Below are 15,624 nucleotides of genomic sequence, written 5' to 3' on the forward strand. Positions count from 1 at the left end.
AGCCCACGCGCTACAACCGTCGCGGGCGGACCGCATCCGTTCCTTCTCCTTCAAGTCGCTCTCCCTCACCACCGGGCAGCAGCGACTGATGGGTCCGAGCTCCTTCGGCCTCTACTGCACCCTGGAAATCATCTACTCCCTGATGGCAGTAGGCCTGCTCTGCCAGTCGCTTGCCAACATCTCAGAGATCCGCGGGGGCGACTCCTACTGGTACCTGGCAATTATTCCCCTGCTGGTTGCCCATGCGGCCCTGCTCATGTTCAACGGCATCCGCAAGGAAGTCTCAGCCAAGGTCGTTAGCTTTATGCTGGCTATCGCCTACGGTTCCTACATTCTGTGGCCCTTCACCGTGGGCGCTGAGCACTCAGCCATTCCCTGGTCCTGGCTCTTTGGTATCTACGCTATGCTGGTTCCGGTCTTCGAAGAGAGCCCGCGTGAGAGCATCATTCACAGCCTCGTTTTCCCGGTGCTGCTGGTGGCCAGTTCGGTGGCAGCCCACCTGCTCAAAGGCTCCCCCCTCGACGCCACCGAGCTGCTCATTCGTGTGGCCTTCCTAGGCTTCTGCTGCGCCCTGCTAGCTGGCCTGGCCCGCTTTGCCCTCAACGCCGTCCGCGAATCAGACAAGACCTACTACGAGACCCTCTCTGCCCAGCTTCTACTCAACCGCTCCCGCGACTACGCCAAGGAGCTGCAGGACTTCGACAAGCTGGTGCACGATAACGTCATGGCAGCCCTGCTCGACGCCAGCCGCAACCCCGGCGAGCTACCCCAGCGCACCCGCCTACTGGCTCGCCGCGCCATCGGCGTACTTGAGGAAGAGGCCCTCAAGTCCCAGCCCCAGCGCCCTATCACCTTCCAGGCCCTAACCGAGCAGATTGCCGAAGGCGTGGAACCCTGGAACCAGCGCCTGCGCTTTGTCTCCGACTCCATCGAAAAACACCCGCTCGCCAGCCCCGACTCCACCCTGCCCTACACCGCGGCGAGAGCCTTTACTCACGCCGTCACCGAAGCTGTGTCTAACTCGGCCCGCCACTCGGGCACCCGCACCACCCAGATCTCGATTCGCACCGAGATGCGCCGACCCTTCAACTCCACCCGCTCCGACGAGGTACGCCCCTATATTCTCTGCACCATCTCAGACAAGGGCCAGGGCTTCTCAATGAGCGACATCGACTTCCGCCGCCTGGGCGTGCGTGTGTCGATGATTCGCTCCATGGAGGACGCCGGCGGTATGGTCACCATTACCTCGGCGCCCGAGAAGGGTACCCGCGTCGTCGTCCAGTGGCCCAACGAGGAACCCAATGCTGGCTAAGTACTACCGCTCCCGCATCCTCACCCTCATTCTGAGCACCGTCACCCTGCTGATTCTGGGGTCGTTCTTCTTCTGGTACGACCACTACACCGTCACTCGCGCCCCCCACTGGGCTATCCTGCTGAGTCTCTACGCGCTAGCGGCACTGCCGGTCTTTCTGCCCACCAAGCGCCTGGCTCTGCCCGACGTCATGATGCCCATCATCATGGTGCTCGCCCTCAACTCGGTCGATACCACCCTGAGTGCCATTAGCCACTCGATTACCTTCTCCAATCTCTCCTGGCCCCTCATGGCCTATACCCTGCTGGCTGCGGGCCTGGTGCTGCGCCGCCATACCTTCTTCGGCTGGCTCTTCTTTTGTGGTTTTATGGTGCTGGTGCTGAGCTGGCACACCAACTATTTCGATACCCGACTGACGCTCTCTACCGAGTTCGCTATCCCCTTCCTGCTCATGCTGGTGAGCATGATTGTGCCCAAGCAGATTGAGCAGGCGGTCTCTAAGACCAGGCAGGCTCGCGGTATGCGCATTATCGCGGACGCCGGGCGCGCCGAAGAGACAGATATGGGCGCTATTGCCACCCAGCGTGTGCAGGAGGTCCGTGCCCTGACCGAGGATATGCTGCACCGTATCGCCTACAACGAGTCGCCGGTGACCCGCGCCGAGATGGACGAATTCCGCTTCACCGAAGCTCAGTTGCGCGATACGATTCGCGGCCGCTACATCGTGAACAAGGAGATTCTAGACGCCGCCTGGCTGGCCCGCCAGCGCGGGGTCAAGGTCGATATTCTGGACGAGCGCGGCTCGGCCCTACCCTCCCGCGTCTCGCTGGCCCTTACCCAGTGCGCGGTCGATCTTTTTGATAACGCGTCAGGCGGTACTATCACGGTGCGTGCCTTCCCTGCCGATGACCAGACCGCCGTTATGCTGGTGCACGACGGCAACTCAGAGGACGAAGAGCCTAGCGCTATCGAGATTTCGCAGACCGGTGTGATTGAGCGTTTCTAAAGCTTATATAGTCTGGAGATTCCACCTTTGATGGGGCAGTCTTGTGGGCATTTTGAGGGAAGCAGTCAGGCTACTGTCCACAGCTTACGCCCTAGTGTCGCCCTATATGAGGACATACACCCCCGATGGGCTCAGCTAAAATTTAAGTAACTTGAGTGCTTCTTGCATCGAGTCGGGGGACTCGGTGTTCTGGCGACGTTGGGGGACTGACCCAGAGATTATCAAGGGAGGTACTTCAAGGGCATAAGGTAACCTACGAGACCTGAACCTATGTGGGCTCAGTGCCCATAGATTCGGATTTCTTGGGGGAGATAATTCGGATTATGCTCCAGGTTTCGTACCTTGGCGTTGTGAGGCTCCCGCCCTAACCGGCGGGAGCCTCACTATGTTCACACTTGTTCCGTTGGTTTTTAGCCATCAGGTTGAACTTCCAGCGGGGCCAGCGAGGTTACCGTGTGCTGCAAGGCCCGGGTACTCTTTGAGTGCCCGGGCCTTGTGCTTTCCCGGCTCTTTTACATGTCGAGGAGCAGGGCCGGTTCTTCGAGAATCGAAGCGACATCTGCCAGGAACTTAGCTGAAAGATCACCGTCGAGGACGCGGTGGTCAAAGGAGCCACCCAGGGTTGTGACCCAGCGGGGAATCACTTCGCCGTCTACGACCCAGGGCTTCTGCTTGATAGTGCCGAAGGCAATGATGGCGGCCTCACCGGGGTTGATAATCGGGGTTCCGGTGTCAATGCCCAGAGAGCCGATGTTGGTGATGGTCATGGTGCCCTGCTGCATTTCGGCGGGCTGGGTTTTGCCTTCGCGGGCCCGGGTGGTCAGGTCGTTGAGGGCCAGTGCCAGCTCCCGCAGGTTCATGGTCTGGGCGTCCTTGATGTTGGGGACCATCAGGCCGCGCGGGGTTGCTGCGGCGATGCCGAGGTTCATGAAGTGCTTAATCTGAATCTCGGAGTCTGTCCAGGTGGCGTTGACCTGCGGAGTGCGGGCGGTTGCCCAGATGACGGCCTTGGCCAGGATCAGCAGCGGGGTTACTTTGACTCCCTCGAACTGGGGGGATTTCTTGAGGCGCTTGACGAACTCCATGGTGCGGGTGGCGTCTACATCGACGAAGATTGAGACATGGGGCGCCTTAAAGGCTGACTCAACCATGGCTTTGGCGGTGGCCTTGCGGACGCTCTTGACCTTGATACGTTCGATACGATCGCCGCCAGCACCGGCGGGAATCCAGAAGCTGGTGGGGTCGGTGGTGTCGGTGACGCTGGCCTGTTCGGTGAGGCTCAGGTGGGCTGCGTAGTTGAGCAGGTCGCGTTTGGTGACCTGCCCCTGGTCCCCGGTGGGGGTGACCTGGGCTAGGTCGATGCCCATGTCTTGGGCTGCTTTACGCACGGGGGGCTTGGCCAGTGGCTGGCGGCGGGGTACCTCACTGGTGCCGGTTTCTGTAGGTAGCTCATGGCTTCCCAGACGGCGGAGCATTCCCTTGCCACCTTCGCCCAGGAGCTTGCCCGCGCGGGCGGACAGACCGGTCAGCAGCTGACGGCGGCTGTCGGTACCCAACGGTGTAGAGGCGGGTACCTGAGCGGACGCAGCAGCGCCGGCAGGTGCCGCAGGCGGCTGGGCTGATGCAACAGCGGGCGGACTAGCTTTCTTGCGGGCCCGGCGCTTGACGGGGTCGGCCTTGGGGCCTGAGCCTACCAGGGCGTTGCCACCGCCCTGCTCCCCTGCCGGTGCGGCAGCCTGCTGGGGGGCGGCGTCCGGACGCTCTGGCGCAGGCCTACTCCCCCCGATTTCTTCGGCACCCTCCCCGGCGATAGCGATGATGGGGGTGCCCACCTCTACCGTTTCGCCTTCGGCAACCAGGAGCTCCTGCACGGTGCCCTCGTAGGGGGAGGGTAGCTCGACCACTGACTTGGCAGTCTCGATTTCAACAAGTACGTCGTTGATCTCGACGGTGTCGCCGGAGGCTACCTTCCAGCTGAGGATTTCTGCCTCGGTGAGGCCTTCGCCCACATCGGGCAGGTTAAAGATCTGTGACATGGTGTGCCTTTCGGGCTTTAGTAGGCCAGGGAACGGTCGACGGCTTCGAGCAGGCGGTCTATGCCGGGCACGTACTCTTCTTCGACGCGGGAGACCGGGTAGGGCATGTGGTAGCCGCCCACGCGGATCACGGGGGCCTCGAGGTGGTAGAAGCAGCGCTCGGTGATGGCGGCTGCGATATCTGAGCCGATACCGCCGAAAGTGGGGGCCTCGTGGGCCACGACCAGGCGCCCGGTTTTTTGTACCGAAGCCTCAATAGTGGGGATATCAAGCGGTGAGAGGGAGCGCAGGTCGATGACCTCGATGGAGTGGCCGTCCTCAACCTCGGCCTGGGCGGCAGCCAGGGCCACCGGAACCAGCGGGCCGTAGGTGGCGATGGTCAGGTCTTCACCCTCTCGCACCACCTGGGCGGTAAAGGGGTCGAAGTCGGTATCTGCGAAGTTGACCTCGCCCTTCATCCAGTATCGGCGCTTGGGTTCGAAGTAGATGACCGGGTCGGGGTGGGCAATAGCTTTGCGGAGCATCCAGTAGGCGTCGTGGGGGGACGAGGGGGTCACCACGCGCAGGCCCGGGGTGTGGGTGAAGAGGGCCTCGGGGGACTCCGAGTGGTGCTCTACCGAGCCAATCATGCCGCCGTAGGGAATACGGACGGTAACGGGCACCTCGTACTGGCCGTGGGTGCGGCCGTGCATTTTAGAGAGCTGCGAGGTGATCTGGTTGAAGCCGGGGAAGACGAAACCGTCAAACTGGATTTCGGGTACGGGCCTGTAGCCGCGCAGGGCCATGCCGATGGAGGTTCCGATAATGCCGGATTCACCCAGGGGGGTGTCCATAACCCGGGTGGGGCCAAAGGTTTTTTGCAGGCCGTCGGTTACGCGGTAGACACCGCCGAGTTTGCCGATGTCTTCGCCCAGGGCCAGAACCTTGCGGTTGGCGGTCATTTCATCGTGTAGAGCGCGGGTAATAGCCTTAGCCAGGGTGAGGGTTTCGGTGCCCTGCTGAGGGGTCTGGTCTGACATGGTTTAGTCCTCCTCGAAGCCGTCGTTGTAGGCGCGGTAGAAGGCGCGGTCGTCCTCAACCTGCTGGTGGGGAGCCGCGTAGGCGCGGTCCAGGTAGGTTTCGAAGGTGTCCGGTTCGCTGGCAAGAACGTAGGAGCGGACGCCCTTCACCTGCTCTTTGGTGTAGTTGGTGACCTCGTCAAAGAAGGCGTCATCGGCCTGGCCGGTTGAGCGCAGGTAGGCTTCGAGGCGCACCATGGGGTCGAGCGGCTCGTAGGTGGCGCCGTGGTCTTCGGGGCGGTACTTGGTAGGGTCGTCGGCTGTGGTGTGAGGGCCGAGCCGGTAGGTTTCTGCCTCAATCAGCACGGGACCCTCCCCCGCCCTGATTTTGTCCATGGCGTAGCGGGTGGCGGCGTAGACGGCTAGCACGTCGTTGCCGTCCACGCGCAGGCCCTCGAAACCGTAACCGGCGGCCCGGGTTGAGATGGGCACGCGGGACTGCACGCTAAAGGGCACAGAGATGGCCCAGTGGTTGTTTTGCACAAAGAAAAGGACGGGCGCGTTGTAGCTGGCGGCGAAGACCATGGATTCGTGCACGTCGCCCTCGGTGGTGGAGCCATCGCCACAGTAGACGGCTACGGCCGGCTTCTCGGCGTCCTGCCCGGGGTCGGTAGCCTGCCCCTGGCCAGTTTGAGCTTCGCCCGTTTCAGCCTGAATCTCAGCGTCAAGATTCAGCCCCATAGCGTAGCCGGTGGCGTGGAGCACCTGGGCGGCCAGCACCAGAGTGTAGGAGTGCACGTTGTGCTTTTTGGCATCCCAACCCAGGGTGCCAGAGCCCCTAAAGAGGGGGGTAATTTCTTCGGGGGTGATGCCGCGTTCGAGAAGCACCCCGTGATCGCGGTAGGAGGGGAAGATGTAGTCGTTGGCGGCAAGAGCCCGGGCGGACGCCACCTGGGCTGCTTCCTGCCCGCGAGAAGGCACCCAGAGGGCCAGCTGCCCCTGGCGCTGAAGCGCTGTCATTTCATCATCGAAACGCCGGGTCAGGGCCATGGTGCGGTACATGTCTTTGAGGTCTTCGCCGCTGAGTTCGTCGGCGTAGGGCGAGAAGCTGGTGTGGGGGGTGGTCTCGCCCGCTTCGTTCATGAGCTGGATACGCTCTGGCGTTCCCCAGGGGTTACTGGGGTTTTGCGTCTGTGACATGGGGGTCTCCGGTTGTGCTCTGTTAGTACCTTTTCTTAACCCTACGCCTGCTCAGGGGCAGAGAGGGCCTATTTTTAGAATTTTGAGGGATTAATTGCAAATAAGTTGATAGGTGGGCGGGGATAGTCCCCACCCACCTATCCGTGTGCCCGCTTAGAGGGGCTGGGCGGTGCGTTCTTCGAACTCTGCTGCAATTTTGAGCAGGCGGGCGTTGGCCTCGTCCTCACCGATGCTCACGCGCACGCCTTCACCGGCAAAAGCACGCACAGACAGGGCGTTCGCTTCTGCCAGAGCAGCGAAAGCTGCCGAGTGCTCACCCAGAGGCAGCCAGACAAAGTTAGCGCGGGTTTCGGGCACCCAGTAGCCCAGCTCCTGGAGCCCGGCAACGACCTTTTCACGCTCAGCCACCAGGTGCTCCACACGCTCCATAACCTCATCGTTGTGGTCGAGGGAGGCCACGGCGGCCTTCTCGGCCAGGGCGCTCACAGCAAAGGGGGTCGCACCCACGCGCAGGTGGGCGGTGACCTCGGGGTGGGTGATGGAGTAGCCCACGCGCAAACCCGCCAGACCCTGAGCCTTGGAGAAGGTGCGCAAAATAGCGACGTTGGGGTAGTCGGGGTAGACATCCAGGCCGTTGACGGGAGGCTCTTGCCCCTCAGGAATCTCGGAGGCCGCGCAGAACTCGAAGTAGGCCTCGTCAATCACCACGAGTACGTCACTGGGTACCTTGGCCAGGAAGTTGCGCACCTGTGACTCGGTGACGGCCGGGCCGGTGGGGTTGTTGGGGGTGCAGATAAGGATGACGCGGGTCTGGTCGGTTATGGCGGCAGCCATGGCATCTAGGTCATGGGCACCGTTGGGCAGGTTGGGCACCTGCACGCTCTTAGCACCGGCCAGGCCAACGCAGATAGGGTAGGCCTCGAAGGAACGCCAGGCGTAGATAACTTCGTCCTGCACACCGTCGGCGTGGGTACCTGCAAAGGTGGTCAGAATCTGGTTGAGGGCACCTAGGCTTCCTGCACCGGTAACGATATCCTCGGGGTCAACCTCCAGGTGCTCCCCCAGGGCAGTGCGCAGGGCAGTGGAGAGCGGGTCGGGGTAGCGGTGGACGGTATCAAACTCAGCCAGAATCTGAGCGACCGAGGCTACCGGGCCGAAGGGGTTCTCGTTGGATGAGAGCTTGTACTGGGTAAGCCCCTCAACCGGTGCCGGGGGTTTACCTGCGGCGTACTTGGGGAGCTGATTGAAAACCGGGCGGGGGTGCAGCCCGGAGCGCTGTGAACTTGTCATGCCATCCATTCTAGTGTCGCAGGCCACAAAATCTAGGGTTGGGGGTACCGCTCTTTTGGCCAGCGGTGCACGCAACCGGTGGTTGCAGCCCTCTCTTTCTGGTAAAGTTTTCTTTCGTTCGCCCCTGCTAAAGGGGTAGGAACAGGCCTCCATAGCTCAGGGGTAGAGCATTTCCCTCGTAAAGAAAAGGTCGTCGGTTCAAATCCGACTGGGGGCTCCATCAGTAAAAATCTCGCGGCCCGCACCGGTTTAGGTGCGGGCCGCGAGATTTTTTGTTGTCGATAGACCACCCGTGCGGACGCGTCCGCCCGCTACCGGCGACACCTGAGCCTACGCGGGTGGGCTAGTCGTCGTCCATGTGGTTTTCGGCCCCGTAGCCAATCAGATAGGCCCAAATCCAGGCGGTGATAACCGCCAAGAAAGGTACCACCAGCAGGTGGGTGTCGTTGGCAAAGAGCCAGCGATAGAAACCCCAGAGGGCCAGTGAGGGTACCAGGAGCAGGGCAAAGAGCAGCAGGAATCCGCGGGAGAAGCCGCCACTGGGCGTCCTGCGGGTTTGAAAACCAAGATAATTCTTCACGCTGCCTATCCTACCGCTGCCACCTGGGAGTTCTTCTAGCTACGCCACAGGCCGTAGGTCTTAGCCAGGGACGAGACCTTGCGGGCGCGGGCCAGACGGGGCAGGTAGGAGCCGTCCTTGGGCACGGAGTCGCCTTCGCTCTTCTGGAGCAGTTCGCGGGCCCATTCGATTTCGTCAGCGCTGGGGGCCAGGCCCACGTTGATGGTTTCGGTCTGGCCGGGGTCGAGGGTGAGCTTGCCGGTCATACCGTGACTGGTGGTTACCGCGCAGTCTTTGAGCAGGTCGCCGCCGTGCTTGCCGACGGAGGGACCGTCGATGGGGCCAGCCAGGCCGCCCACGCGGGAGGCCAGAACCAGCTGGGAGCGCGCATAGGCCAGAGCAATAGGGTCTGCGGAGACGCCGGTGTCGCGGCGGTAGTCACCCACGCCGAAGGCCAGGCGGAAGGTGCCGGGGGCCTTGGCGATACGCACAACGTTCACCATGCCCAGCGCGGTTTCAATCAGGGCGATGACGGGGGTACCAGCAGGGAGCATCATGGCGGTGCGGGTGACGTGGTCAGGGTGTTCGGTCATGGCTAGCATGACGCCTTTGAGCCCGGTTGCCCGGTTGAGGGCTTCAAGGTCTTTGGCCCAGTGGTCGCTTTCAATGCCGTTGATACGTACCCAGGCTGAGGCGCCCTGGTTGAGCATCTCGATAGTGTGCTCGCGGGCCTCGTCCTTCTGCTCTTCGGGGCAGCCGTCCTCTAGGTCGATGATGACCGAGTCAGCTTCAGATTCTAGGGCTGCGGCGATGGTTTCTTCGCTGGCGGCGGCAGATACTAGTAACCAGGAGCGGGAGAGACGGGCGGGCAGGGAGGCTGCGCGTTCGTTGCGGTGAAAGTTAATCACGGGTGTGTCCTTGTAAAGGTTATTTTGACCTCTTCAAGTTTACCCTGCCCGCTGGGGCCCGGGAGGGCTGTCTCTCTGGGTAAAACCTAGGCTCCCGGTCAGGCCTGGAGTCGGCCGTCAACCATGTGTTCTGCCCGGTGGGTGAGCTGGATCTGTTCGAGGTCGTGGGTAATCATGAGGGTTGCGGTGTTGAACTCTGCGGTGGCCTTGGCCAGGAGTTCGACGATGGCAGCGGAGCGTTCGGCGTCGAGGGCGCTGGTGGGTTCGTCGGCCAGGAGCAGGGAGGGTGAGCCCATGAGGGCGCGGGCGATGTTGACGCGCTGACGCTGGCCACCGGAGAGCTGGTGTACGCGGCGGTTGGCGGCTTCGCCCAGCCCTACCATGTCGAGCAGGTCGGCGGCGGTGGCACGGGCGGCTTTGAGTTCTGCTCCGCGGGCGCCGCTGATGCGGGCGGTGAGTTCTAGCTGTTCGGCGGCGGTGAGGGAGGCGATTAGGTTGGGCTGCTGGAAGATAATTCCGATGTCGGTGCGGCGCAGGGCCGCAAGGTCGGCGTCCTTGTAGGTGGTGGTGTCGGTGCCGTTGATCAGGCGGGCCCCGGCTGTGGGGGTGATGAGCCCGGCGGCAACCGATAGCAGGGAGGACTTACCCGAGCCAGAGGCACCGGTCAGGGCGATGAACTCGCCGCGGCTCGCGGTGAGGTTCACGTGATCTAGGGCGCGCATGGTGCGCGGGTTTCCCTTCTCGTCTACGCCGTCGGGGTAGTCCAGCACGATGTCGCGCAGTTCAAGGACGCTGGGGGCAGCTAAGGTTTCGTCGGCCAGGGGGCGGGTGAGCAGGTCAGTCATGGTTAGGATCTTTTCTGTTCTAGTTGCCGCCGAGGGCAATCATGGGGTCTACGGTGGCGACGCGGCGCAGGGCGATGAGGGCGCCGCCCATGCCCAGGGCCCAGATGCCTGCGGCGGGCCCGGCGATGGTGAGGGCGGAGAGTTGGAAGGGTACGGCTCCTGCTGCCAGGGTGCCGAGGCCCCAGCCCACCAGGGCTCCCAGGGCGGCACCGACTGCCAGAATCACGGCGGCCTGGGCGAGGGCGTCCTTGGTGAGGAAGGCGCGGGAGGCGCCCAGGGCGCGCATGACGGCGATATCGCGGGTGCGCTGGATGGTCCAGACGGTCAAGAAAGAGATAATGACCAGGGCAGAGATGCCGTAGAGGAAGCCCTGCATGGTTTTGAGGGAGCCGTTTTCTGAGGAGTAGGCGGGAAGAGCTGCGAAGGATTCGCGGGTGGTCAGGGCCTGGGTTCCGGTGGCATCTGCGGTGGCGGCGTAGTCTGCACTACCGGTGACTGCTAGGACGGTGCCGAGCACGGCGCTCTGCCCCTCGATTTCACGCTGGTGGGTGATGTTCTGCCAGGTGGCGGTGGTTGCCCAGCCTGCGTTGGTGTGGGAGTAGAAGGTGTCCTCGGTGATGCCTGAGACGGTTACGTCGGTACCCGAGAAGGTAACGGTATCGCCCACGGTCGCGCCAATCTCTTCAGCAATGCCAGCGGGTAGAGCGATCTGCCCGTCACCGGGCTCGGCACCCTGGATCAGGGGCGCGGTACGCTCAGCCAGGTCAGAACCGACAGGGGTAGCAATCAGGCTCATCGAAGCGGCTCCGTTGCCCTCAACCTTGCCGGTGAGGAAACCGACCGGGGTGGCGTCCACCCCGGCTGCCTGCCACTCCTCCTGCAGTCCGGCAGTGACAGCGGAATCGGTGAAGGACGCCTTACCCCCGCTCTCAGACGGGGCGAATACGAAGCGGTCAGCCCCCATCTTTTCAAGGGCATCGGTGTTCTGGTTACCCAGCCCGCCGGTCAGGCCGGTCAGCATGACCAGCAGCAGGGTAATCAGGGCTACGGTCGCCCCAATCAGGGTGAAACGGCCCTTAGCAAAGAGGATGTCACGCCAACCGACAAACATGACTGCACTACCTTTCAAACACAGGAAAACTTGATACTTCTATTCAAGCTCCCACCGGGGGTTGCCCACATCGGGGTAAGGGTTGAACCTGGAATCAACCATTTGGTTGATGCGGCCCCGCCCGCTGTGCAGACTTCTTGGGCTGGGTGCAGGGTTTTCTCTGCACACAGCCCAAAAACCCTGCACAGCCTCAGCTAAAGGTAAAGTGAATTTGTATGACGACCGCGCCCAGCCCCCTCCCCGCTACTTCCTCACAGCAAACCCTGCTGGTGCTCAAGATTCTGCGGGTGAGCCTGCACGTCATGTTCGCTTTTCTGCTGTGTTTTGGTGCCGTTCTGGCCCTGGTCGGCAGCGCCTACCAGGTGAGGCATACCGTCATCGGGGTGCTCTCACTGACGCTCGGTGGAATCTACCTGACCGGCACAGTCTACGAGAACCGCCGGGGGCTCCCTGCAACCTTCACCGACCTCTTCCCCCGGCCGGGTGCGGACGCCCACTACCGGCAGGCAGCCCGCTTTACCCCTGCCCACCTGTGGCTACTGATCATCACCCTGCTGTGGCTGGGGCTTATGGCGCTCGATAGCTCCTTCACCTGGGTGGTCTTCCCCATCATGTTCCTCTACCTGCACCTGCTCGCCCCCGTAGCTGGGGTAGCTGCAACCCTCGTCCTCTGCGCCCTGGCCATTGCTCTGCCCCTGGTGGGGCCTGCCGGGTTTGGCCTCGACTACCTTCACTCAGAAGGTCTAGCCCCCGGCTACCTCATCGGCCCCACCCTGGGGGCCCTGCTCGCCATCGTCATCTCCTTCACCTACCGCGCCCTGCGCGCCGACGCTGCCCGCCAGTACCAGCTCGCCCAGCAGCTTCGCGCGGTGCAGGCTGAGCTCGTCCAGCAGCAATATAGCGCCGGTAAGCTCGAAGAACGCGAGCGCCTGGCCCGCGAAATCCACGACACCCTGGCCCAGGGGCTTTCGTCTATTGTGCTGGTCTCCCGGGCAGCGGCGTCCTCGCTTCAGAAGGGAAAGGCGGACGCCGCAGCCGCCCAGGTGCGCGTTATCCAGGACTCTGCCGCCGCCAACCTGGCTGAGGCCCGCCGCTTTATTCGGGATCTCTCGTCCCCTGCCCTGGATGATTCCCTGGTGTCAGCGCTCAGGGCTCTCACTGCGTCCACCGAGACCGCCCAAAAAGCCGCCGGGAAACCCCTCACCTGCGCCTTTATCCTCGAAGGGAAGGAAGAAACAGCCAACGCCCTACCCGAGGCGGTATCGGCAACTCTCATGCGTGTAGCCCAGGGCGCCCTGGCCAACGTCGCCGCCCACGCCGACGCCAGCCGCGCGGCCCTCACCCTCAGCATCTGGCCCGGCGAAGTCACCCTCGACGTCTTCGACAACGGCCGCGGCTTCACCCCCACTCCCCTAGCAGCGGGCCCCCTCAGCGAAACCGGAACCGGCTACGGGCTCACCTCCCTCAGTGAGCGCGTTGCCCACCTCGACGGTAGCCTAGACGTTGAAAGCACCCCCGGTGAAGGCACCGTCCTCACCGCCCGTATCCCCCTCAATCAGACCAACCAGCACCGACCCGACCAGGAGGCCCAGTGACCGTCCGCGCCCTACTCGTTGATGACCACCCCGTTGTGCGGGCCGGCCTACGCGCCATGTTCGAAAGCTTTGAAGGTATCGACGTGGTTGCCGAAGCAGCCGACGGGTCGGCGGCGCTCGCCGTAGCCGCGGAGCAGGCCCGGGCTGGGGCAGCGCTGGATGTGGTGGTCATGGATATTCAGATGAAACCCATGGACGGCATCGAGGCAACCCGCGCTTTCAAGGCTGCGGGCGGGCCGCCGGTGCTAATCTTGACGACCTTTGACACCCAGGGCGATATCGTTGCAGCTATTGAGGCAGGGGCCCTGGGCTATCTGCTGAAGGACGCCCCGCCCGAGCAGGTGCAGGCGGCGGTGCTGGCGACGGCGCGGGGTGAGCGGACGCTCTCGCCCGAGATCACGGCTGCTCTGATGGAGCGTATGCAGCGGCCCGCTATTTCTCTGTCGGCTCGTGAGATGGAGCTGCTCAAGCTGCTGGCTACCGGGGCTACCAACAAGGAGCTGGCTGAGGCTCTCTTTATTTCTCAGGCCACGGTGAAGACCCACCTGGTGCATATCTACACCAAGCTGGGCGTCGATAACCGCACGGCAGCGATTGCGGCAGCCCGCCGCGAGGGGCTGCTCTAGCTCTTCTTTAGCTCTTGGTTCCCATGGGGCCGGGGGTATCGGCCGCTGCTGCCTGCTTCTTCCAGCTCGCCCCGAAGTAGCGGTCTTTAAAGCGCATCACCGGCACTTCAACCACCAGGTACATCGCCACACCGGCGGCCACGCCCAGAGGGGCCAGCAGAGCAACCTGGGCCAGAGTCGGCAGCCCGTGCAGGTGAGGTTCTAGGGCTTTGAAGAGCACGTCGTGCACCAGGTAAATGCTGTAGCTCGACAGGCCAATGAGCTGTAGGGGCCGCCAAGCCAGAAGGCGGTGTACCGTGGCACCCAGCGGCTGGCGCGAAGCAACCAGGCCCCAGAGCATCACGGCGGATGCCGCCCATGCCTGAAGCGAATAGCGCACCGTATCGCGGAAGGTCTCATCACGGATGACCAGGGTCAGCAGGTAAACCCCCAGGGCGACGAAAAGCACCCAGTTGCGCCCTAGAAGTGGGATGGTGCGTCCGTCCTGAATCAGGGCCCCCGACCGGTAGCGGCGGCCCACGACCTCGCGCCCCAGCACCATTTCGTCCGCGGCGTAGCGGTGGTACCACAGGGCGGTGAGCATGCCGATGGCAATAGCCTCCACACGGGTGTCGGTGCCGAAGTAGATGCGGTCGACGCTAGCGCCGGCGTCATGCAGAACCCAGCGAGACAGCGACGAGTAGAGCACCACAGCTACACCCAGTACCGTCAGGGCCCGCCGGTAGGCGGTCCAGCGCACCAGCACCAGCCAGATTAGGGCAAAGACCAGGTAAAACTGCTCTTCAATCGACAGGGACCACATCACGTGCGTACCCGGCAGTACCGTAATCTGCGAGTCCAGGTAGCGCAGGTTAAAGAAGAAGAAGACCTGCCCCAGGAAGTCCAGGGTATCGACGGCCCCACCCATCGACCGATAGACCAGCGTGGGTATCACAATCGCCAGAATCAGGGGCGGGGCGATTTTGAGCAGGCGGCGAATGTAGAAGCCTGCCAGATCGAACCCGCCGGTCTTATCACGCTCCCGCAGCAGCAGGTAGGTGATGATAAAGCCCGAGATAGCAAAGAAAATCGTTACGCCCGACCCGCCCGGCACAAAGGTCAGCCCGGCGTGGGAAAACACCACCAAAAGCACCGCAAAAGCGCGCATCGCGTCAATGTGGGCATAGCGGTTCATGGCGTAGAAATCCCCTCTGAATCAGGTGCGGTGTGTGGCGGTGCCCTGAGAAAGCGCGAACGGGCACCCACCTACCTTACCGGCTAGCAGTGCAGGTGGGCAGGCACTTTTTAGGGGATAGCTACGCGATATGGGTGACAGAACCGGTTAGGACGCCGGGGCAAGGGCTTCCTGCCGGGCGGCAGCCAGGCGGGCTTCGGCGTCCGCAACGTGCTGCTGCACCGTTTCAACCCGGTGGGCGATAGTGGCGGTGCGAGTGCAGTCGGTGCCGCAATCACCGGCGCAACGGGTCATAGCCAAGGCCTCAGCACAAAGGGCTAAGGAATTACCCGCCTTGGAAAGCGCCCGGTGCAGGTCGGAGTACACCCCGGTGGGAGAAGCGGGGATATCGTTTGATTCACTGGGGGCCAGGCGCTGGGCCTCAGCGGCAACGGTGCGGACGCGCGGCAGCAGGTCAGCCAAGTCATTGGCTAGGGGGACAAGCTCTTCAAGAGTGGGCCCGGCGGGCACACGTTCAAGAATCTGGTGGAAACGGTCGAGGCCACGAACGAAGCGGTCGTGGGCGCGACGCCAGAGACCTTTGCCAAGTTCGGCGTCGTCCCTGCGGCTCTGCAGGAAGTCTTTGATACCCACGGTTACTCCTTCCACGAGGTCTACATACTTAGGTTACCCTAATATCGCTGTTCCCCAGAGAAGGTACCATCGTAGTCAGAAATACCCAGCTAGTTCGTGGGTTTTTCTGACTACGATGGTACCTACCGTGGTCAGCTAGCAGCACCGAGCTCCCGGGTTCTTATCGAGGGAATCAGTGTAGTCTTTCCAGAACTCCCGCTCGGTCATAGGAGCGTGGGCGCAGCCGCTGGCGCGGTGGTGGGCCAGGTACTTCTGGTACTTATCTGCGCCCATAACTCCGTTAGCGAACCAGCGGACGCGGGCGAGGAAAGAACGGATGCTCATATTTCTC

15 protein-coding genes and 1 tRNA gene are annotated in these 15,624 nt (G+C 62.7%); 5 read left to right on the plus strand and 11 right to left on the minus strand.

Features of this window, described 5'->3' with window-relative positions; genetic code table 11:
* The first annotated feature begins 88 nt into the window (after window positions 1-88).
* On the plus strand, window positions 89-1,312 hold the full coding sequence (locus L6762_RS01100) for an ATP-binding protein (protein WP_237185162.1): 1,224 nt from the start codon (window positions 89-91) through the stop codon (window positions 1,310-1,312).
* On the plus strand, window positions 1,302-2,318 hold the full coding sequence (locus tag L6762_RS01105) for a hypothetical protein (protein WP_237185163.1): 1,017 nt from the start codon (window positions 1,302-1,304) through the stop codon (window positions 2,316-2,318). Before L6762_RS01100 ends, L6762_RS01105 begins: the two co-directional genes overlap by 11 nt.
* A gap of 512 nt (window positions 2,319-2,830) precedes the next feature.
* On the opposite strand, the gene L6762_RS01110 is transcribed toward L6762_RS01105, so the two are convergent.
* The 4 genes from L6762_RS01110 to L6762_RS01125 all read right to left on the minus strand — a co-directional run bounded on the left by L6762_RS01110 (window position 2,831) and on the right by L6762_RS01125 (window position 7,842).
* Entirely contained in the window at window positions 2,831-4,354 is a 1,524-nt protein-coding gene (locus tag L6762_RS01110) for a dihydrolipoamide acetyltransferase family protein (RefSeq protein WP_237185164.1), read from the minus strand.
* 17 nt (window positions 4,355-4,371) lie between these two features.
* A complete protein-coding gene (locus L6762_RS01115) occupies window positions 4,372-5,373 on the minus strand; it encodes an alpha-ketoacid dehydrogenase subunit beta (protein WP_135013026.1) in 1,002 nt (333 codons plus the stop codon).
* Between the two features lie 3 nt (window positions 5,374-5,376).
* On the minus strand, window positions 5,377-6,552 hold the full coding sequence (locus L6762_RS01120; RefSeq protein WP_237185165.1) for a thiamine pyrophosphate-dependent enzyme: 1,176 nt from the start codon (window positions 6,550-6,552) through the stop codon (window positions 5,377-5,379).
* A 153-nt stretch (window positions 6,553-6,705) separates the two neighbouring features.
* On the minus strand, window positions 6,706-7,842 hold the full coding sequence (locus tag L6762_RS01125; protein WP_237185166.1) for a histidinol-phosphate transaminase: 1,137 nt from the start codon (window positions 7,840-7,842) through the stop codon (window positions 6,706-6,708).
* Between the two features lie 145 nt (window positions 7,843-7,987).
* Between L6762_RS01125 and L6762_RS01130 the strand changes: the two genes are divergently transcribed.
* Window positions 7,988-8,062 (plus strand) — tRNA-Thr (locus L6762_RS01130).
* Between the two features lie 123 nt (window positions 8,063-8,185).
* Here the strand turns inward: L6762_RS01130 and L6762_RS01135 are convergent.
* The 4 genes from L6762_RS01135 to L6762_RS01150 all read right to left on the minus strand — a co-directional run bounded on the left by L6762_RS01135 (window position 8,186) and on the right by L6762_RS01150 (window position 11,265).
* Window positions 8,186-8,422: a hypothetical protein gene (locus L6762_RS01135; RefSeq protein ID WP_237185167.1), complete on the minus strand. Its 237-nt coding sequence runs from the start codon at window positions 8,420-8,422 to the stop codon at window positions 8,186-8,188.
* Window positions 8,423-8,457: 35 nt separating this feature from the next.
* Window positions 8,458-9,309, minus strand: a complete 852-nt coding sequence (locus tag L6762_RS01140) for an HpcH/HpaI aldolase/citrate lyase family protein (RefSeq protein WP_423816777.1) — start codon at window positions 9,307-9,309, stop codon at window positions 8,458-8,460.
* Window positions 9,310-9,407: 98 nt separating this feature from the next.
* The gene (locus L6762_RS01145; protein ID WP_237185168.1) at window positions 9,408-10,154 is read right to left on the minus strand and encodes an ABC transporter ATP-binding protein; all 747 of its coding nucleotides are present in this window, start codon (window positions 10,152-10,154) and stop codon (window positions 9,408-9,410) included.
* 19 nt (window positions 10,155-10,173) lie between these two features.
* The gene (locus tag L6762_RS01150; RefSeq protein ID WP_237185169.1) at window positions 10,174-11,265 is read right to left on the minus strand and encodes an ABC transporter permease; all 1,092 of its coding nucleotides are present in this window, start codon (window positions 11,263-11,265) and stop codon (window positions 10,174-10,176) included.
* A gap of 215 nt (window positions 11,266-11,480) precedes the next feature.
* Here L6762_RS01150 and L6762_RS01155 point away from each other — a divergent pair, with 215 nt between their 5' ends.
* Window positions 11,481-12,860: a sensor histidine kinase gene (locus L6762_RS01155; RefSeq protein WP_237185170.1), complete on the plus strand. Its 1,380-nt coding sequence runs from the start codon at window positions 11,481-11,483 to the stop codon at window positions 12,858-12,860.
* Window positions 12,857-13,486 carry a response regulator gene (locus L6762_RS01160; protein ID WP_272878672.1) on the plus strand — a complete coding sequence of 210 codons (630 nt, stop codon included), beginning with the start codon at window positions 12,857-12,859 and terminating at the stop codon, window positions 13,484-13,486. The genes L6762_RS01155 and L6762_RS01160 overlap by 4 nt, the downstream gene beginning before the upstream one ends.
* A 7-nt stretch (window positions 13,487-13,493) precedes the next feature.
* Here L6762_RS01160 and L6762_RS01165 read toward each other — a convergent pair whose 3' ends face one another.
* The 3 genes from L6762_RS01165 to L6762_RS01175 form a co-directional block, all read right to left on the minus strand.
* Complete coding sequence (locus tag L6762_RS01165) at window positions 13,494-14,660, minus strand: acyltransferase family protein (RefSeq protein WP_237185171.1); 1,167 nt, start codon at window positions 14,658-14,660, stop codon at window positions 13,494-13,496.
* 147 nt (window positions 14,661-14,807) lie between these two features.
* The gene (locus tag L6762_RS01170) at window positions 14,808-15,293 is read right to left on the minus strand and encodes a dehydrogenase (protein ID WP_237185282.1); all 486 of its coding nucleotides are present in this window, start codon (window positions 15,291-15,293) and stop codon (window positions 14,808-14,810) included.
* A gap of 135 nt (window positions 15,294-15,428) precedes the next feature.
* A complete protein-coding gene (locus L6762_RS01175) occupies window positions 15,429-15,617 on the minus strand; it encodes a YbdD/YjiX family protein (protein WP_185174047.1) in 189 nt (62 codons plus the stop codon).
* Window positions 15,618-15,624 lie beyond the last annotated feature (7 nt).

This window comes from Rothia nasimurium (assembly GCF_928381705.1).
Classification (GTDB): domain Bacteria; phylum Actinomycetota; class Actinomycetes; order Actinomycetales; family Micrococcaceae; genus Rothia; species Rothia nasimurium_G.